We start from the raw sequence: 14,264 nt of genomic DNA, 5'->3' as shown, positions 1-14,264 counted from the left end.
TAACCGTAATTTGTACGCTAGCGGCGCATCCCTCGCCAGCCGAATTAATCGTCCCAAACACAACGGCCCACCAAAGGGCGGGCCGTCGTCGTACAAGCTGCGCGGACTGATCAGTCCTGGCGGCTGGTCACTTCCAGCAGGTGGTAGCCAAACTGGGTCTTGACCGGACCTTGCACCACGTTGATCGGTGCGCTGAATACTACGGTGTCGAACTCCTTGACCATCTGGCCCGGGCCGAACGAACCGAGGTCGCCGCCCTGGCGGCTGGAAGGGCAAGTGGAATTGGATTTGGCGACTTCGGCGAAGTCTGCGCCGCCCTCGATCTGGGTTTTCAGTTCGTTGCACTTGGCTTCGCTGGCAACGAGGATGTGACGGGCAGTGGCTTTAGGCATGGGTAAAACTCCAATCAATGTTCAGTAAAGTGGTGAGCCTACCGGATTCAGTGGCCCATTTCTTCTCAAAGTTCAATCGGTCCTACACGCCGGCCTTGCGCAGCCGTTGTGCATGCTGCACATACAACTCGACGGGGTCGACGCCTTTGCTCACGCGTCCTGCGGTCTGGTTAATGGCATACAGGTGATCCATCGGGTAGTCGGAACGTATCACTTTACCCAGGTGAGAGCTGTAGCGACCGACCATGCCGTCGTTCTGATCGATTTCCTTGGTGAAGTAGCGGGAGAGGGCCCGGGAAAAGATGTGCAGCGGGTCCAGCGCATTGCGCCCGGCTTCGATCAGGTTGCCCTGCACGGTGCCGCTCCAGGAAAAGTAGCGAACCCCTGCAACGACTTCGCGGCCCATCCCGCCCCAGGTATCGGGCAAACCTTGGGGGTACTTGCGGTTAAACGCAGCAACGCCCTCGGTAGTCAGTGCGTTTAGCGCCGCGACGGCGTTCTGTGGCATTTCGGGTTTGCCACTGAGCACAGAGAGGAAGTCGGCAAACAAGCTCGCGATAGTCTCGGCCACCTGCTCCGGCAGGCGCCCGGGCGTGAGCGCGTTGCGCAGGCAATCCGCCAGTTCTGAGCCGTGATTGGGACCACTGACGGAGGTGACCGACGCAACCACCCGAGGGTTCACTGCGGCGGCGTAGCGCGCGGCCAGTGCGCCCTGGCTGTGGCCGATGAGATTGACCTTTTTCACCCCGGTGCCGTCGAGCACCCTTTGAATTTGCGCCAGCAACTGTTCACCTCGGGCTTCGTTGCTGTGGCTGGCAGACAGGTGCGGGACAAACACCCTGGCGCCCGCGCCCAAGAGTGCGGGCCGAATGTCGTGGAAGTGTTCGAACGGGCCGATTTTATCAAAGCCGAAAAGCCCGTGGACCAGCAGGATCGGGTAGTGGGTCTGTGCATTCCGTTGCATGTGTGGATTCCTTTTGTTACGCGAGTGTCGGGACGTGTCCTGCGGCCCACTCTAATGCACTGCTGCGAGGCGAGCTGTCTGAAAAGGCCGCGCTCTGTTGCGGAAAAAGGATTTGGCGAGGTGAGAAAAATTGCGGGGGCGTCAGTAAACATGCCCCCGTTTCTTATATCGCAATGTCACGCCGAGCCCTGAGGCGCTGCACCGCTTCGCGCAGCAATTGCTCGGTCGCGTTCCAGCCCAGGCACCCGTCCGTGACCGACACGCCATAACGCAGGGCCGAGCCCAGTGGCTGGCAGCCTTCAAGCAGATGGCTTTCGATCATCATCCCAATCAGCGAACGATCACCTTGCAGGCGTTGTTCGAGCACTTCATTGAATACCGCCGGTTGCCGCAGTGGATCCTTGCCGCTGTTGGCGTGGCTGCAGTCGACCATGACCCGGGCCGGGATCTTCAGGCGGTTCAGGTCGCTGTTTACCTGGGCCACACTGGCTCGATCGTAGTTCGGGCCGCGATGACCGCCACGCAATACCAGATGGGTATCCGGGTTGCCCGGGGTCTGGATGATTGCCGGGTGCCCCTGGCTGTCGACGCCGAAGTGACGGTGTGGGTGGGCGGCCGAGCGCATCGCGTCGCTGGCAACGCCGACGCCGCCATCGGTGCCGTTCTTGAACCCGACCGGCATGCCCAGGCCGCTGGCCATTTCCCGGTGAATCTGCGACTCGGTGGTGCGTGCGCCAATGGCCACCCAACTTAACAGGTCATCGAAGTAACCTGCCGCCATGGGTTGCAATAGCTCGGTGGCGATCGGCAAACCGAGTCGCAGCATTTCGCGCATCAACTCCCGCGACAGCGTGAGGCCGCCAGCCATGTCATCGCTGCCATCCAGTTTGGGATCGTAGGCCAGGCCTTTCCAGCCAACGGTGGTGCGCGGTTTTTCAACGTAGGCGCGCATCACCAGCAGCATTTCGTCGCTGACGTCAGCGGCCATGCGTGCAAGGTGGGCGGCGTATTCGAGGGCGGCCTGTGGGTCATGAATCGAGCAGGGGCCGACGATCACCAACAAACGGGAGTCTTCACCGTTGAGGATCGCGCGGACGGCATCGCGGTGGGCGGCAACTTGCTGGGTCAGGGCGGTGCTGAGGGGCAATTGCTGCTTGAGTTGCAACGAGCTGGGCAGGCGCAGGGTCAGCGCTTCGTTGGCAGGGCTCAGGGGGGACAGCGGCAGAGCGGAGACGGACGAGTTCATATTCAGGTTTCCTGGGCGAGTGGCGGGTTCGTTCCCGCGCGCTCGGCCCTACTGGGGTGTTCGACAATTGGCCGGATTGGCTGCGTGTGTGTGCTTGCCACCTGTGGGTGACCGATCGGAGGCGGCAGGCTGTCCCGAGCGGAGGCTGGTAAATCGCCAGGCGGTAAAAGTGTCGTAACGGTAATAAGTGGCGTAGTTCATTGCGTAATCCTCAAGGTGTCTGTTGTGACGCTAAAAATATGTGGAGCCAAAAAAACAAAACCCCCGGTCGGGAGGCCGACCGGGGGTTGAGAAATCTCTGGTGGCGACCCGTTTAAGTGGGCGCCGTGTGGGTATCAGGCGCGCCAGTGGCTAAACCAATACCCAAAATAAAAGCTGACCGGCGCACAGACGTCATTGACCCGGGCAGCCGCAACCGAGCGCGGGGCGCTGGCGGTACGAAGCTGTGAAAGGGCATTGAACATTGTCTGTCTCCGATGGATGCGTGGAGCTTACTAGAGGCTGCCCGGCGGATTCAATCAGAAATTGTCCGTGACCGCAGTATTCGCTGAAGCGCGCAGGCGACAAGCTTCGCAAGACGTATTGAAACTTTTTAGTTGGCGCTTGGCGCTAGGTCTGGCAGTCGCTTTTTGCTAAGGTGTCCGGCAACCAACAAGACCATTGCGTGAGGTGTCTGCTTGATTAGGGTGCTAGTAGTCGATGACCATGATCTCGTTCGTACAGGCATTACACGAATGCTGGCTGACATCGATGGCCTGCAAGTAGTCGGCCAGGCCGAGTCAGGGGAAGAGTCTCTGCTCAAGGCGCGCGAGTTGAAACCCGATGTGGTCCTCATGGACGTGAAGATGCCAGGCATCGGTGGCCTTGAAGCCACGCGCAAGTTGTTGCGCAGTCATCCTGACATCAAGGTGGTCGCGGTGACCGTGTGCGAAGAAGATCCGTTTCCTACCAGGCTATTGCAGGCCGGGGCGGCGGGGTATCTGACCAAGGGCGCCGGACTGCCGGAAATGGTCCAGGCCATACGCCTGGTGTTTGCCGGGCAGCGCTACATCAGCCCGCAAATCGCCCAGCAACTGGCGATCAAGTCCTTCCAGCCAACCAGCGATTCACCGTTCGACGCATTGTCCGAGCGGGAAATCCAGATTGCGCTAATGATTGTCGGTTGCCAGAAGGTGCAGATCATTTCCGATAAATTGTGCCTGTCACCAAAAACCGTCAACACCTACCGATACCGCATTTTCGAAAAGCTCTCGATCAGTAGTGACGTCGAGTTGACGCTGTTGGCGGTACGTCACGGCATGGTCGATGCCAGTCTCTGAAATGACTGAAATTTTCGATCCCAGCGCTTTTCTGTCCACGGTCAGTGGGCGCCCCGGTGTGTATCGCATGTTCGACAGCGATGCGCGCCTGCTCTACGTCGGCAAGGCCAAGAACCTCAAGAGTCGGCTGTCGAGCTACTTCCGCAAGTCTGGGCTCGCGCCGAAGACTGCCGCGCTGGTGGCACGTATCGCCCAAGTTGAGACGACCATCACGGCCAATGAAACCGAGGCGCTGTTGCTCGAGCAGACGTTGATCAAGGAATGGCGTCCACCCTACAACATCCTGATGCGCGACGATAAGTCCTATCCGTATGTGTTTCTTTCGGATGGCCAGTTCCCGAGGCTCAGCATTCATCGCGGCGCGAAAAAGGCCAAGGGTAAATATTTCGGTCCTTATCCCAGTGCGGGGGCCATTCGCGAAAGCCTGAGTTTGCTGCAGAAGACTTTTTTCGTCCGCCAGTGTGAGGACAGCTACTACAAGAACCGCACGCGACCGTGCCTGCAATACCAGATCAAGCGTTGCAAAGCGCCGTGCGTGGGCCTGGTGGAGCCCGAAGTGTATGCCGAAGATGTCAGGCACTCGGTAATGTTCCTGGAAGGGCGCAGCAATGCGCTGACCGATGAATTGTCCGCAGGCATGGAAGAAGCCGCGATCAATCTCGAGTTTGAACGCGCGGCTGAGTTGCGCGACCAGATCTCCCTGCTGCGCCGGGTGCAGGATCAGCAGAGCATGGAAGGCGGAACCGGCGACGTGGACGTCATCGCAGCGTTCGTTAACCCCGGCGGTGCTTGCGTGCACCTGATCAGCGTGCGCGGAGGCCGGGTCCTGGGCAGCAAGAATTTCTTTCCGCAGGTGGGTATCGACGAAGACGTTTCAGAGGTCATGGCGGCTTTTCTCGGTCACTATTTCATCAGCAGCCCCGAGCGCGACTTGCCCAGCGAGTTGATCGTCAACGTGGTTCACGAAGACTTCCCGACGTTGATCGCGGCCATTGAAGAGCTGCGCGGTCGTGAGTTGTCCATCAGTCACAGGGTGCGTGGTACCCGTGCACGCTGGCAGCAATTGGCGGTAACCAACGCCGAACAGGCCCTGGGCGCACGCCTGGCCAACCGGCAACATGTTGCGGCACGTTTCGATGCTTTGGCAGAAGTGTTGAACCTCGACGAGCCGCCCCAGCGCCTGGAATGCTACGACATCAGTCATTCCAGCGGCGAAGCGACTGTTGCGTCGTGCGTGGTGTTCGGTCCCGAGGGGCCGATCAAGGCCGACTACCGACGTTACAACATCGAAGGTGTTACTGCGGGCGATGACTATGCGGCGATGCACCAAGCCCTCACCCGGCGCTTCAGCAAGCTGAAGGACGGGGAGGGCAAACTGCCGGATATCCTTCTGGTGGACGGCGGCAAGGGCCAGCTCTCCATGGCCCGCGACGTGCTCAATGAGCTGGCGGTACCCGACCTCATTCTGCTGGGCGTGGCCAAGGGCGCAACCCGCAAGGCAGGTTTTGAAACCCTGTACCTCAATGACGCTGCCCACGAATTCACCCTGCGTGGCGATTCCCCCGCCTTGCACCTGATCCAGCAGATCCGCGACGAAGCACACAGGTTTGCCATTACCGGTCACCGTGCCCGCCGTGGTAAAACCCGTCGAACGTCTACGCTGGAAGGCGTAGCCGGTGTCGGGCCAACCCGTCGTCGTGATTTGTTGAAACATTTTGGTGGATTGCAGGAGCTGTCTCGTGCAAGCATCGAAGAGATAGCCAAAGCACCAGGAATCAGTAAAAAGCTCGCAGAGTTGATTTATGCAAATCTGCACAGCGAGTAGAATGCCACCTCACCTCGTAGCCAGTTGTGCCGATGAATATCCCTAATCTGATTACCGTTTTACGCGTCCTGCTCATCCCGATCTTTATTTTGCTGTTCTACCTGCCTTACCAGTGGAGCTATATGGCCTCCGCGTCGGTCTTCGCATTTGCCGCCGCGACGGACTGGCTGGACGGATATCTGGCCCGCCGTCTGGAGCAAAGCACACCTTTCGGGGCGTTTCTCGATCCTGTGGCCGACAAGCTGATGGTTGCTGTGGCGCTGGTGCTGCTGGTGCAGGAGCATGGCAATCTGTGGCTCACGCTGCCGGCTGCCGTGATCATCGGTCGAGAAATTGTCGTTTCGGCATTGCGCGAGTGGATGGCCGAACTCGGCGCCCGTGCTCATGTGGCGGTGTCGAGCCTGGGCAAATGGAAAACCGCCGCGCAAATGCTTGCGCTGGTGATCTTGCTGGCCAACCCATCGGATTTCACCTTCTGGGTGCTGGTGGGTTATGCGCTGTTGCTGATATCTGCTGGCCTCACATTGTGGTCGATGGTCCAGTACCTGCGGGCTGCCTGGCCGCATCTGAAGACTGAGGTTGAAAAGAAATAAAACTTTTTTGAATCAAGGGGTTGACGGGGCTTCTGGATTCTATAGAATGCGCCACACCAAGACGCGGGAATAGCTCAGTTGGTAGAGCACGACCTTGCCAAGGTCGGGGTCGCGAGTTCGAGTCTCGTTTCCCGCTCCAAGTTTGTACACATTTGATGTTGCGCTACACGACACCGAATGTTTTGAGGCCGAGTAGCAAAATGGTTATGCAGTGGATTGCAAATCCACCTACGCCGGTTCGATTCCGACCTCGGCCTCCACTATTAAAAAACCCGTAACTCACTGAGTTGCGGGTTTTTTTTTGGTTTCGGGAAAGTGTGGTGTTGGTCCCGACCACCGTGCCGGCTTTTTCTATTTAGCTAGTTTGTACCGCTAATGTCACCGCGCAGGAACTGATAGTCCAGTCAATGCGGCTCAGCCGGCATGATGAAGCGATTTCGACTGTGCCGGTGTTCGTTGTTGTAACAGCGCATGAAATTCCTCTCCGGCGCAGTGCTCCGTGCAAGCGGGCAAAGCCGTCCTGCGACTGCAGTGTTTTATGACTCGCCGCCTCCCGCGGGCAAGATCTGCGGCCGGTTGGGCAGCTTTCTCCTGTCGATGAAAATGGCTCGTAGCCAATGGGTCATTGGAAGTTCCACCAGGCGGTAAATACCGATTGCCACGATGCAGCACAGGATAATGCTCACGGGGGTCATCAGATAGGCGAGGGCGCCGGGTGCGTCGAAAACATGGAATACCTTATTGAAGACCTTCAACACGTACGGGTGAAACAAGTAGAGGGAGTAACTGGCATCGCCGATCAAAACCACCCATCCAGGCAAATGGACTCCCGACAACCCATGCACCACTGCCAGGAATATAACTGCTGCCGGTAGGCCCCAGGCCAGTCCACGTCCCAGGGACTCCGTCAAATGAGCGGAAAACGGCATGTAAAGCAGAGCAGCCAGGCCGATCAGTATCAAGATAACGCGCGCACCGTTGCGGGGGCCGTAGGCGCGCCACACAGCCGTGCGTGCGTATACGGCATAGCAGCCCATGCCCAAGACGAATTCGGCGAGAATCTGTTGGGTATAGAATTTGGCCAATAGCGCGTCGAACGTCACCAGGTGTCCCGCCAGTACTAGGGCCAAGAGCAGGCTCGAACAAATCAGCAGGCGGTGACGGTGGCTGATGGTCATGGAGATGGCGAACAAGGCATAGAAGAACATTTCAAAGTTCAGAGTCCAGCCCAAGTACAGCAAGGGCTGAACAAACTCGCCTTTCTGGTATGGAATGAAGAATAGCGATTTTAGCAGCCCTGACACATCTGCCGTAGTGTTGTCCAACAGACTCGGCAACAGTAGCGCAACGGCGAAAACACCAAGGGTGCCGAGCCAATACAGCGGAACGACACGAATAACTCGTTTGGTAAAAAAGTGGCCACCTGATTGAGCGGTGACCATGGCCATGATGAAGCCGCTGATAACGAAAAAAATATCTACACCCCAGTCGCCATTGCGGAACAATGGTATATGAAAAAACACCACGGCGAGTGCTGCGATGGCGCGCAGCATTTGAACGCTTTCCAGCTTGTCGGCGGGAGCCTGGAGTGAGAAATTCATGGCGATATCCTTATCAGTGTGGCTCGGAAGGTGGCATCGAAGGGGAAGGGGAAAGCGATATAGCTGCTGCACGCTAATAATATAAAGACACCTAACATTAATAGGTGCGGCATGAAACATTCGAAAACCCGTGTTATAAAAAACACTCTAAATTTATATTGCACGGAGTTACCATGGCTGTGGATCAATATAAGGCCTGATGATGGATTCAGGGGTTGGATGATTTTTAATAAAATTACACAACTGGTAATACGTTAGCATTGGTCTTTGAAAGAGCAAGCCGGTTTGTGGCGTTGTGACGAGTGGGCTATTGACTCAATTATGGCGTCAAAAAAATCTCTAATATATGTACGCCGATAGTTAGTGGCTGATAGTTCACCATCGGTGTTTTATAAGAGCAACTATACGTCGGACGAGCCGTTCCTCTCCCGTCACCCCTCACAGTGACGCCATGCTCTGCTGCCAGGGGCTGTAGATAAGGGCTCTGTCCAGCGAGCTTGTATAGGGGTAGGGGGTATGCCTATCATGCGTTATGCATAGGTATAGGTAGGGGGTATCCAATGGGTCATATCGCAGCCAACAAAGACGATCTTCTCAAGCGCGTGAAGCGCATCGCCGGACAAATACAGGCCATTGAGCGGGCATTGGGATCGGATCTTGATTGCGCCAAAACACTGCACCTTGTTGCCGCCACCCGCGGAGCCATCAACGGCTTGATGGAGGAAATCATTGAGGATCATGCGCGGGAGCATGTGGCGAACCCTGCACTCAGCGAAGAAGAGCGTAACAAGGGCGTCGAAGAACTTCTTGAGGCGATCCGCCGTTACTCCAAGTGAGCGTATCCAGGCATACACTAATGAACAGTACGAACATTAACTACACGCACGACCATGTGTTCCTTGGTTCAGCACACGACGAAAATGCGAAGCGAACGCTTTGGGTTGTGGCGCTGACCGTTGTGATGATGGTGGGCGAGATCACCGCCGGCTATATCACGGGCTCGATGGCGTTACTGGCCGATGGCTTTCATATGGCAACCCATGCCGGCGCATTGGGCATCGCGGCGGCCGCTTACGGATACGCGAAACGCCACGCTTCCAGCCAGCGCTACAGTTTCGGCACAGGAAAGGTTGGAGACTTGGGAGGATTCGCCTCGGCATTAATTCTTGGTATGGTCTCTCTGGGAATTGGCGTTGAGTCTGTCATGCGCCTCTTGCAGCCAACGGACGTTCAGTTCGGCACCGCGACGCTCATCGCGATTGCCGGTTTGATCGTCAATATTGTCAGTGCTCTCCTGCTGGGCCATGGGCACAGTCATGGCCACGATCATGATCATGCCCATCACGGCCACGACAACAACCTGAAATCTGCCTACGTCCACGTCATCGCAGACGCGCTGACTTCGGTTCTGGCCATCGCGGCACTTCTCGCCGGCCGGTATCTTGGTTGGGTATGGCTGGATCCGGTCATGGGCATCGTCGGCGCAGTCGTTATCGCGCGCTGGGCATGGACCTTGATGGGGGTCACTGCAGGTGTACTGCTGGATCAGACTGATACGCACGTTGCCGAGGAAATCCGCGAGCTGGTTGAGAAACCGGGGGATGCCACTATCACGGACTTGCACGTTTGGCGGGTTGGGCCGCAAGCCCATGCAGCCATCGTGAGCGTCCTCGGTGAGGCAACTGCGAACGCAGACAGCATTCGTGAACGTCTCAAGTCGGTTCACGAAGTCAGTCATCTGACGGTCGAGTTTAGACCGGTCTGATTACCCCTCCATTGTCTTCAAAGGAACCTGCAATGCCCATAGGGAAACGTGAACTGGCGCGGGTCGAGCGCCGATTGATTACCACGCTCACCGAAGCATGCGAAACAGCAAAAGCTGAAATCAAAGGCTTTACTTGGCTCACCCACATCGCTGACCTGAACGCGTTGGATGAAACCCTGAAGGTAATCTGGGTATTCGAAACCCTCGCCGACAGAAAGCTCGCCCTGGTTGGCGCCAAGGCGCGCATTTTTGAGTTGACGGCCATCGCGTTCAATGAGGCTAACATCGATCTGAGCCCTTCAGACCGCAGTGTCCGCTTTGACTCCGAGGAAGAGTGCCAGCGCACTCACGGTGGCGATTGGCAGAAGCGTCTGGCCAAAGGTTATTGATGATGGCTAAAGACATCGAAAACCCCTGCATCTCCGTTTGCCAGCTGAGTGGTGATATGTGTGTGAGCTGCGGGCGCAGCAAGGAAGACATCAGAAAGTGGAAACGCATGAAGCGGCCTGAAAAAATGGCCGCTGTGCAAAGGGCGAATGTACGCTTGAAAGGGCTGAAGAAAGCACGCGGATAGTGACATGCACTGGATGGCCGCTTCAGTCAGGCAGCCATTCAGAGATAGCTTCACCAATCTCATGCGGCGAATCTTCCTGAATAAAATGAGCGCCTTTGACTGTTACTTCTTTGAGGTTCGGCCATGTACGCACAAAGTCGCGTGCGAAACCAACCAGGAATGCGCCTGGCTCAGCATTTATGAAGAGCTTTGGCACGTCTTTCGAGTTCGAAAGGTAGTCCGCGTAGCTGGCAATTAGTGCAACGGTATCGGCAGGCTCACCAGCAATCGGTAATTGCCGCGGCCCTGCCAGCGTGGTGCGACGATCTTCACCCGCCCTCAAGAACGGGCGGCGATACTCTGAGTGCTCAGCCTTGCTTAAAGGTCGGAGAATCGCGCTCGGCAATAGGGTTTCAATGAAAAAATTATCTTCAAGAGCCATTTTGTTCCCCTCAGTCGATACGCTTGCCGGGGATGGTTTTGAATTGCTTTTTATATCGTAGGGTTTCGGTATTCATAGGTGCAGCCTGTTTCCGGTCCGGTCCGGTGCGGCTGATTTAGCCGGAAGGCTTGGTTGAACGCCTTCGCAGTGAAAAAGATGCGCGAGCCGTGGTATTGCGTGTCACTCCTGAGGGCCAACAGCGGGCCTGCAAGGTGTTGCAGGCCCGTGCGCAGGTCACGCACAGGTCCTGGAAACGCTCACCACCGAACAGCAGCAAACGCTAGCCCCCTTACTTGAAAGGGCTCTAGGTTTGCTAACCAATGTCCAGGATGATGCGCGACGCATTTGCTGACGGTGCAACGAGAAGATTTGTCGGGCGCGAGGCTGTCCAGTGGAGATGTCTGTTTCTAGTTAGAGAAGGCGTGCCAAGCGATCCGGACGGGGGGATACGTCTGGTAGGCATCTCTTTGAAATCAGTAGCTTACGCAGCCAAAAAGCTGATAACCTATTGAAATGGCTAGTTTTACAGGTAATGGAGGGATATTCTTCATTCGCCAGTGTGCGACTTCGCCCACCACTGTAGACATGCGCTCTAGATCCATGATTCGCTGAGAGATTTAACCAAGCAGACTTGCAAGATTTAGTCTTGAAAAGGTCGCTTGGGAACTTGCTTCACCCGGTCGGGATGTATATATTCCCACCTCTGCTGCATAAGCGTCGTATCTGCCAGATTTTCGTTGGCCAGGTTCAGGCTGCTTCACCGCGCTACCGCCCGAATGGCGAAACTGGTAGACGCATGGGACTTAAAATCCCCCGCTCGTAAGGGCGTGCCGGTTCGATTCCGGCTTCGGGCACCATATATATCAAGGGCTTGCATGAGATACTTCATGCAGGCCCTTTTTGTTGCGCATTTTTAAATGCGCGCTCCTCGAACCCCGGAGGCAGTCTCAAATCGGGGCCTATGGGATTTGAAAAGTGTTGAATTGGCTAGTTCCATTACATGGGCGCCCACTAAATCCCAACGCAAAAAAATGACCCGCATGCGGGCGGGTCAAGGGGATTCATCAAAGGAGTGAATCCACTGTAGGGCACCAGATGTGAAAGGGGCGTGAAAGAAACTGTGCCAGACCGGAGCGACAAAAGCGGGGGAGAAAGGACAACCAGGCAAGGACGCAGACGGTGACGATCACGTCGCCATTCATGCGTCCTGAGTCAGACCAGTGTGTGCATCGAGGTGTCCAGGTCGAACTATCTGAATCGCGGCAGCGGCCTGTCGATCGGTTGCAGCGAAGACAGCGTGTTACGAATCAGCGGCGTGTCTTTTTCAATGTCATTTAGCCGATCACGGATGCGCAGGGCAGTCGGGTGCCCCCCTTGATGATCGACCCAGTCGGCAATTTCCTTGCACGCAGCCGCCAGTCGCGCCTGGCGTGAATCAAGCAGGGTAAGCAGGGTGGTGATGGACTCTTTTTCGGACATGACACACCTCCGTTCAAGAAACCTGGTAAATGGCAGCAAAAACCTCGCAAGGTGCGAGCAGTCTGCCGATGGGTAAGCTGCTCCGTCAGCGCTTCAAGTATAGACCCGAACTTCAGCCCTGTCGGGCCGTCACACACGACCTGTCATTGAGGCGCTTGCATTCGCGGCGCGCGTCTTCTTCCAGATCGAATCCGTCGCCGATGAAGCCGCGGGTGCGCGTGTCCGCCACGCGGTACCAGACCGTTGCATCGGGCGGCGCATGGCTGACTTCACCGGCTCTGCGGCCATGGATGATGATCTTGTTGCAACGCTTGACGACGAATATGTCTTCCATGGCTCCACCGCAGCAGATTCTTGTTCACATCAACTATAGGAGCCATTTGCAATCGTGCAAAAATTCCGTAGCGCAAATTTTCTACTGATCCAGCGTATTGGGTGACAGCAGCCATCCCTGCGGGTGCCATTTGAGCAGGTGGGTCGTCGCCAGTGCCGCCAGGAAATGCTCGTCATGGGAAACCGCGATGATCGCACCGGGAAAAGTCTGCAGAGCTTTCTCAAAAGCTTCTACAGACTCAAGGTCGAGGTGATTAGTCGGCTCGTCCAGCAAAAGTAACTGCGCAGGCGTCTGGCCCCAGAACGCGACGGCGATAGCGGCCTTCAGGCGTTCGCCGCCGCTCAGCGAACCGCAAGGTCGTGTGATCCGGTCGGCGTTCAGTTGCAAATGCGCCAGCTGGCTGCGCAGGATATCCTCTGGTAACGGAGTACCTTGCATGTGCAGTTGTTCGAGGACGGAGTGCTGGTCATCGAGTATCGCCAGATGCTGATCGAGAAAGGCGCAGGGGACGTGGGTCTGGCACTGACCGCTACGCGGGGCGATGTACCCGGCCAGCGTGCGCAATAAAGTAGTTTTACCGCAACCGTTGGGTCCGCTGACTGCGATGCGCATGGGGCCTGCGATGGATAAGGTCAGACTGGCCGTCGCCACCCCTGCAGGGGCAGGGTGCATATTGAGTAACGTCAGCACCTGGCGATTAGCCGGGACCCGGGTGCCGGGCAGGTTGACCAGCACACTGTCCTCGACCAGAACTCTGGCGCTGGCATCGCGCACCCTGGCCACCAGGCCGTCCTTGCGCGCTTGATGAGTCTGGCGAAGCGGGCCCATGGCGTCCCTGGCCGCGCTCTTTATTTTTGCCCGCTCGAAGCCCGAGACGTTGGCGATCTCCGCCTTCTTTCGGGTCGAGGCGGCATGGCGCTGCACAGTGTCATGTTCGTGTTGCAGGCGGGTGCTCTCGCGTTTGCGCTCGGTGCGGGCCTGATCAAGCATTGCGTGCGCCGCCGCCTTTTCCGTCTCCCGCTGAGCCTGAAACTCAGCATAATTGCCGCCAAAGGTCCTGGCGCCGATTGGGCTGATTTCGACGATTCGATCAACTCTACTCAGCAATCGCCGATCATGGCTGACCACGATCAGACCACCGCGCCACTGTGCCAATTGATGCATTAGCCAACCACGCGCTTCTTCGTCCAGGTGGTTGGTTGGCTCATCCAGAACGATCAACTGCGCATCACCCAGGAACGCACCGATCAATGCAACCAGCGCCTGTTGGCCCCCGCTCAAAGTGTGGGTCGGGGTATCGGGATTGACGTGGCAAAGCCTCGCGTCGTCGAGTTGCCTGCGCAGGCGAGCAGCCAGGTTCCAACGCCCGGCCAGGGCTTGCAGGTCCTCGTCGCCAGCGTGGCCAAGCTCGACTCTCGCCAATGCTTGCAACACCGCACGAGTACCCGTCGCATCGGCGACAGTATGCCCCGGCTCGTCGGGAAGATATTGTGCTACATAGGCGACCCGGCCCTGGACCGTCAGGGTCCCGGAGGTGGGCCGCAGCTGTCCCGCAATCAAGCGTGCCAGCACGCTTTTGCCGCTGCCGTTTCGGCCGACGATGGCGGTGGGGACGCGATCAAATTTTAAGTTGAGGCCGTTAAAAATTGTTTCGCCATCGGCGAAATGAAAGCCCAGTTGGTTCAGGGAAACGAGTGCAGGCAGACGCGTGACGTGAGTCATCGGCACCTCCGAAAAATCTCGAGAAGATC

The 14,264-nt window shown here is 57.1% G+C and carries 15 protein-coding genes and 3 tRNA genes; 10 read left to right on the top strand and 8 right to left on the bottom strand.

Features of this window, described 5'->3' with window-relative positions; genetic code table 11:
• Window positions 1-110 precede the first annotated feature (110 nt).
• The 3 genes from L9059_RS09870 to L9059_RS09860 all read right to left on the bottom strand — a co-directional run bounded on the left by L9059_RS09870 (window position 111) and on the right by L9059_RS09860 (window position 2,602).
• Window positions 111-392: a peptidylprolyl isomerase gene (locus tag L9059_RS09870; RefSeq protein ID WP_247290424.1), complete on the bottom strand. Its 282-nt coding sequence runs from the start codon at window positions 390-392 to the stop codon at window positions 111-113.
• Window positions 393-474: 82 nt separating this feature from the next.
• Window positions 475-1,356, bottom strand: a complete 882-nt coding sequence (locus L9059_RS09865) for a lipase family alpha/beta hydrolase (RefSeq protein ID WP_247290421.1) — start codon at window positions 1,354-1,356, stop codon at window positions 475-477.
• 163 nt (window positions 1,357-1,519) lie between these two features.
• A complete protein-coding gene (locus L9059_RS09860) occupies window positions 1,520-2,602 on the bottom strand; it encodes a 3-deoxy-7-phosphoheptulonate synthase (protein ID WP_247290420.1) in 1,083 nt (360 codons plus the stop codon).
• A 677-nt stretch (window positions 2,603-3,279) separates the two neighbouring features.
• Between L9059_RS09860 and gacA the strand changes: the two genes are divergently transcribed.
• The 5 genes from gacA to L9059_RS09835 all read left to right on the top strand — a co-directional run bounded on the left by gacA (window position 3,280) and on the right by L9059_RS09835 (window position 6,599).
• Window positions 3,280-3,921: a response regulator transcription factor GacA gene (gene gacA, locus L9059_RS09855; protein WP_082069126.1), complete on the top strand. Its 642-nt coding sequence runs from the start codon at window positions 3,280-3,282 to the stop codon at window positions 3,919-3,921.
• Window position 3,922: 1 nt separating this feature from the next.
• Window positions 3,923-5,746, top strand: a complete 1,824-nt coding sequence (gene uvrC, locus L9059_RS09850) for an excinuclease ABC subunit UvrC (RefSeq protein WP_247290418.1) — start codon at window positions 3,923-3,925, stop codon at window positions 5,744-5,746.
• A 32-nt stretch (window positions 5,747-5,778) separates the two neighbouring features.
• The gene (pgsA, locus tag L9059_RS09845; RefSeq protein ID WP_247290416.1) at window positions 5,779-6,339 is read left to right on the top strand and encodes a CDP-diacylglycerol--glycerol-3-phosphate 3-phosphatidyltransferase; all 561 of its coding nucleotides are present in this window, start codon (window positions 5,779-5,781) and stop codon (window positions 6,337-6,339) included.
• 63 nt (window positions 6,340-6,402) lie between these two features.
• Window positions 6,403-6,478, top strand: a tRNA-Gly gene (locus L9059_RS09840).
• 47 nt (window positions 6,479-6,525) lie between these two features.
• Window positions 6,526-6,599: transfer RNA gene (locus tag L9059_RS09835), tRNA-Cys, on the top strand.
• A gap of 276 nt (window positions 6,600-6,875) precedes the next feature.
• On the opposite strand, the gene L9059_RS09830 is transcribed toward L9059_RS09835, so the two are convergent.
• Entirely contained in the window at window positions 6,876-7,892 is a 1,017-nt protein-coding gene (locus L9059_RS09830; protein ID WP_247290414.1) for an acyltransferase family protein, read from the bottom strand.
• A gap of 608 nt (window positions 7,893-8,500) precedes the next feature.
• Between L9059_RS09830 and L9059_RS09825 the strand changes: the two genes are divergently transcribed.
• From L9059_RS09825 to L9059_RS09810, 4 genes are read left to right on the top strand one after another with little or no spacing between them, the layout of a single operon-like run.
• Window positions 8,501-8,776 (top strand): metal/formaldehyde-sensitive transcriptional repressor, encoded by a 276-nt coding sequence (locus tag L9059_RS09825; RefSeq protein ID WP_247290412.1) that lies wholly within the window; start codon window positions 8,501-8,503, stop codon window positions 8,774-8,776.
• Between the two features lie 20 nt (window positions 8,777-8,796).
• A complete protein-coding gene (gene dmeF, locus L9059_RS09820; protein WP_247290411.1) occupies window positions 8,797-9,705 on the top strand; it encodes a CDF family Co(II)/Ni(II) efflux transporter DmeF in 909 nt (302 codons plus the stop codon).
• 32 nt (window positions 9,706-9,737) lie between these two features.
• Complete coding sequence (locus tag L9059_RS09815; RefSeq protein ID WP_247290409.1) at window positions 9,738-10,094, top strand: hypothetical protein; 357 nt, start codon at window positions 9,738-9,740, stop codon at window positions 10,092-10,094.
• A gap of 2 nt (window positions 10,095-10,096) precedes the next feature.
• The gene (locus tag L9059_RS09810; protein WP_247290407.1) at window positions 10,097-10,279 is read left to right on the top strand and encodes a DUF1289 domain-containing protein; all 183 of its coding nucleotides are present in this window, start codon (window positions 10,097-10,099) and stop codon (window positions 10,277-10,279) included.
• A gap of 22 nt (window positions 10,280-10,301) precedes the next feature.
• Here the strand turns inward: L9059_RS09810 and L9059_RS09805 are convergent, their stop codons facing one another.
• Entirely contained in the window at window positions 10,302-10,700 is a 399-nt protein-coding gene (locus tag L9059_RS09805) for a hypothetical protein (RefSeq protein WP_247290405.1), read from the bottom strand.
• A gap of 770 nt (window positions 10,701-11,470) precedes the next feature.
• Here L9059_RS09805 and L9059_RS09800 point away from each other — a divergent pair.
• Window positions 11,471-11,557 (top strand) — tRNA-Leu (locus tag L9059_RS09800).
• Window positions 11,558-11,948: 391 nt separating this feature from the next.
• Here L9059_RS09800 and L9059_RS09795 read toward each other — a convergent pair.
• From L9059_RS09795 to L9059_RS09785, 3 genes are all read right to left on the bottom strand, one after another.
• Window positions 11,949-12,179 (bottom strand): hypothetical protein, encoded by a 231-nt coding sequence (locus L9059_RS09795; RefSeq protein WP_247290403.1) that lies wholly within the window; start codon window positions 12,177-12,179, stop codon window positions 11,949-11,951.
• 112 nt (window positions 12,180-12,291) lie between these two features.
• Window positions 12,292-12,513, bottom strand: coding sequence for a hypothetical protein (locus L9059_RS09790; RefSeq protein WP_247290401.1), 222 nt, complete (start codon window positions 12,511-12,513; stop codon window positions 12,292-12,294).
• 81 nt (window positions 12,514-12,594) lie between these two features.
• Window positions 12,595-14,235: an ABC-F family ATP-binding cassette domain-containing protein gene (locus L9059_RS09785; RefSeq protein WP_247290400.1), complete on the bottom strand. Its 1,641-nt coding sequence runs from the start codon at window positions 14,233-14,235 to the stop codon at window positions 12,595-12,597.
• Window positions 14,236-14,264: the final 29 nt, after the last annotated feature.

Source organism: Pseudomonas violetae (assembly GCF_023072615.1).
GTDB classification, from domain to species: domain Bacteria; phylum Pseudomonadota; class Gammaproteobacteria; order Pseudomonadales; family Pseudomonadaceae; genus Aquipseudomonas; species Aquipseudomonas violetae.
Note: the sequence above shows the minus strand (reverse complement) of the source record. Positions and strands in the feature narration are given on the sequence as shown.

What these genes read in the sequence shown, in the direction of transcription:
- L9059_RS09790 (WP_247290401.1), bottom strand. Translation starts at nt 12,513, where the DNA reads ATGGAAGACATATTCGTCGTCAAGCGTTGCAACAAGATCATCATCCAT.
- L9059_RS09825 (WP_247290412.1), top strand. Translation starts at nt 8,501, where the DNA reads ATGGGTCATATCGCAGCCAACAAAGACGATCTTCTCAAGCGCGTGAAG.
- L9059_RS09810 (WP_247290407.1), top strand. Translation starts at nt 10,097, where the DNA reads ATGGCTAAAGACATCGAAAACCCCTGCATCTCCGTTTGCCAGCTGAGT.
- L9059_RS09805 (WP_247290405.1), bottom strand. Translation starts at nt 10,700, where the DNA reads ATGGCTCTTGAAGATAATTTTTTCATTGAAACCCTATTGCCGAGCGCG.
- pgsA (WP_247290416.1), top strand. Translation starts at nt 5,779, where the DNA reads ATGAATATCCCTAATCTGATTACCGTTTTACGCGTCCTGCTCATCCCG.
- L9059_RS09815 (WP_247290409.1), top strand. Translation starts at nt 9,738, where the DNA reads ATGCCCATAGGGAAACGTGAACTGGCGCGGGTCGAGCGCCGATTGATT.
- L9059_RS09860 (WP_247290420.1), bottom strand. Translation starts at nt 2,602, where the DNA reads ATGAACTCGTCCGTCTCCGCTCTGCCGCTGTCCCCCCTGAGCCCTGCC.
- L9059_RS09830 (WP_247290414.1), bottom strand. Translation starts at nt 7,892, where the DNA reads ATGCTGCGCGCCATCGCAGCACTCGCCGTGGTGTTTTTTCATATACCA.
- L9059_RS09870 (WP_247290424.1), bottom strand. Translation starts at nt 392, where the DNA reads ATGCCTAAAGCCACTGCCCGTCACATCCTCGTTGCCAGCGAAGCCAAG.
- L9059_RS09795 (WP_247290403.1), bottom strand. Translation starts at nt 12,179, where the DNA reads ATGTCCGAAAAAGAGTCCATCACCACCCTGCTTACCCTGCTTGATTCA.
- L9059_RS09865 (WP_247290421.1), bottom strand. Translation starts at nt 1,356, where the DNA reads ATGCAACGGAATGCACAGACCCACTACCCGATCCTGCTGGTCCACGGG.
- dmeF (WP_247290411.1), top strand. Translation starts at nt 8,797, where the DNA reads ATGAACAGTACGAACATTAACTACACGCACGACCATGTGTTCCTTGGT.
- L9059_RS09785 (WP_247290400.1), bottom strand. Translation starts at nt 14,235, where the DNA reads ATGACTCACGTCACGCGTCTGCCTGCACTCGTTTCCCTGAACCAACTG.
- uvrC (WP_247290418.1), top strand. Translation starts at nt 3,923, where the DNA reads ATGACTGAAATTTTCGATCCCAGCGCTTTTCTGTCCACGGTCAGTGGG.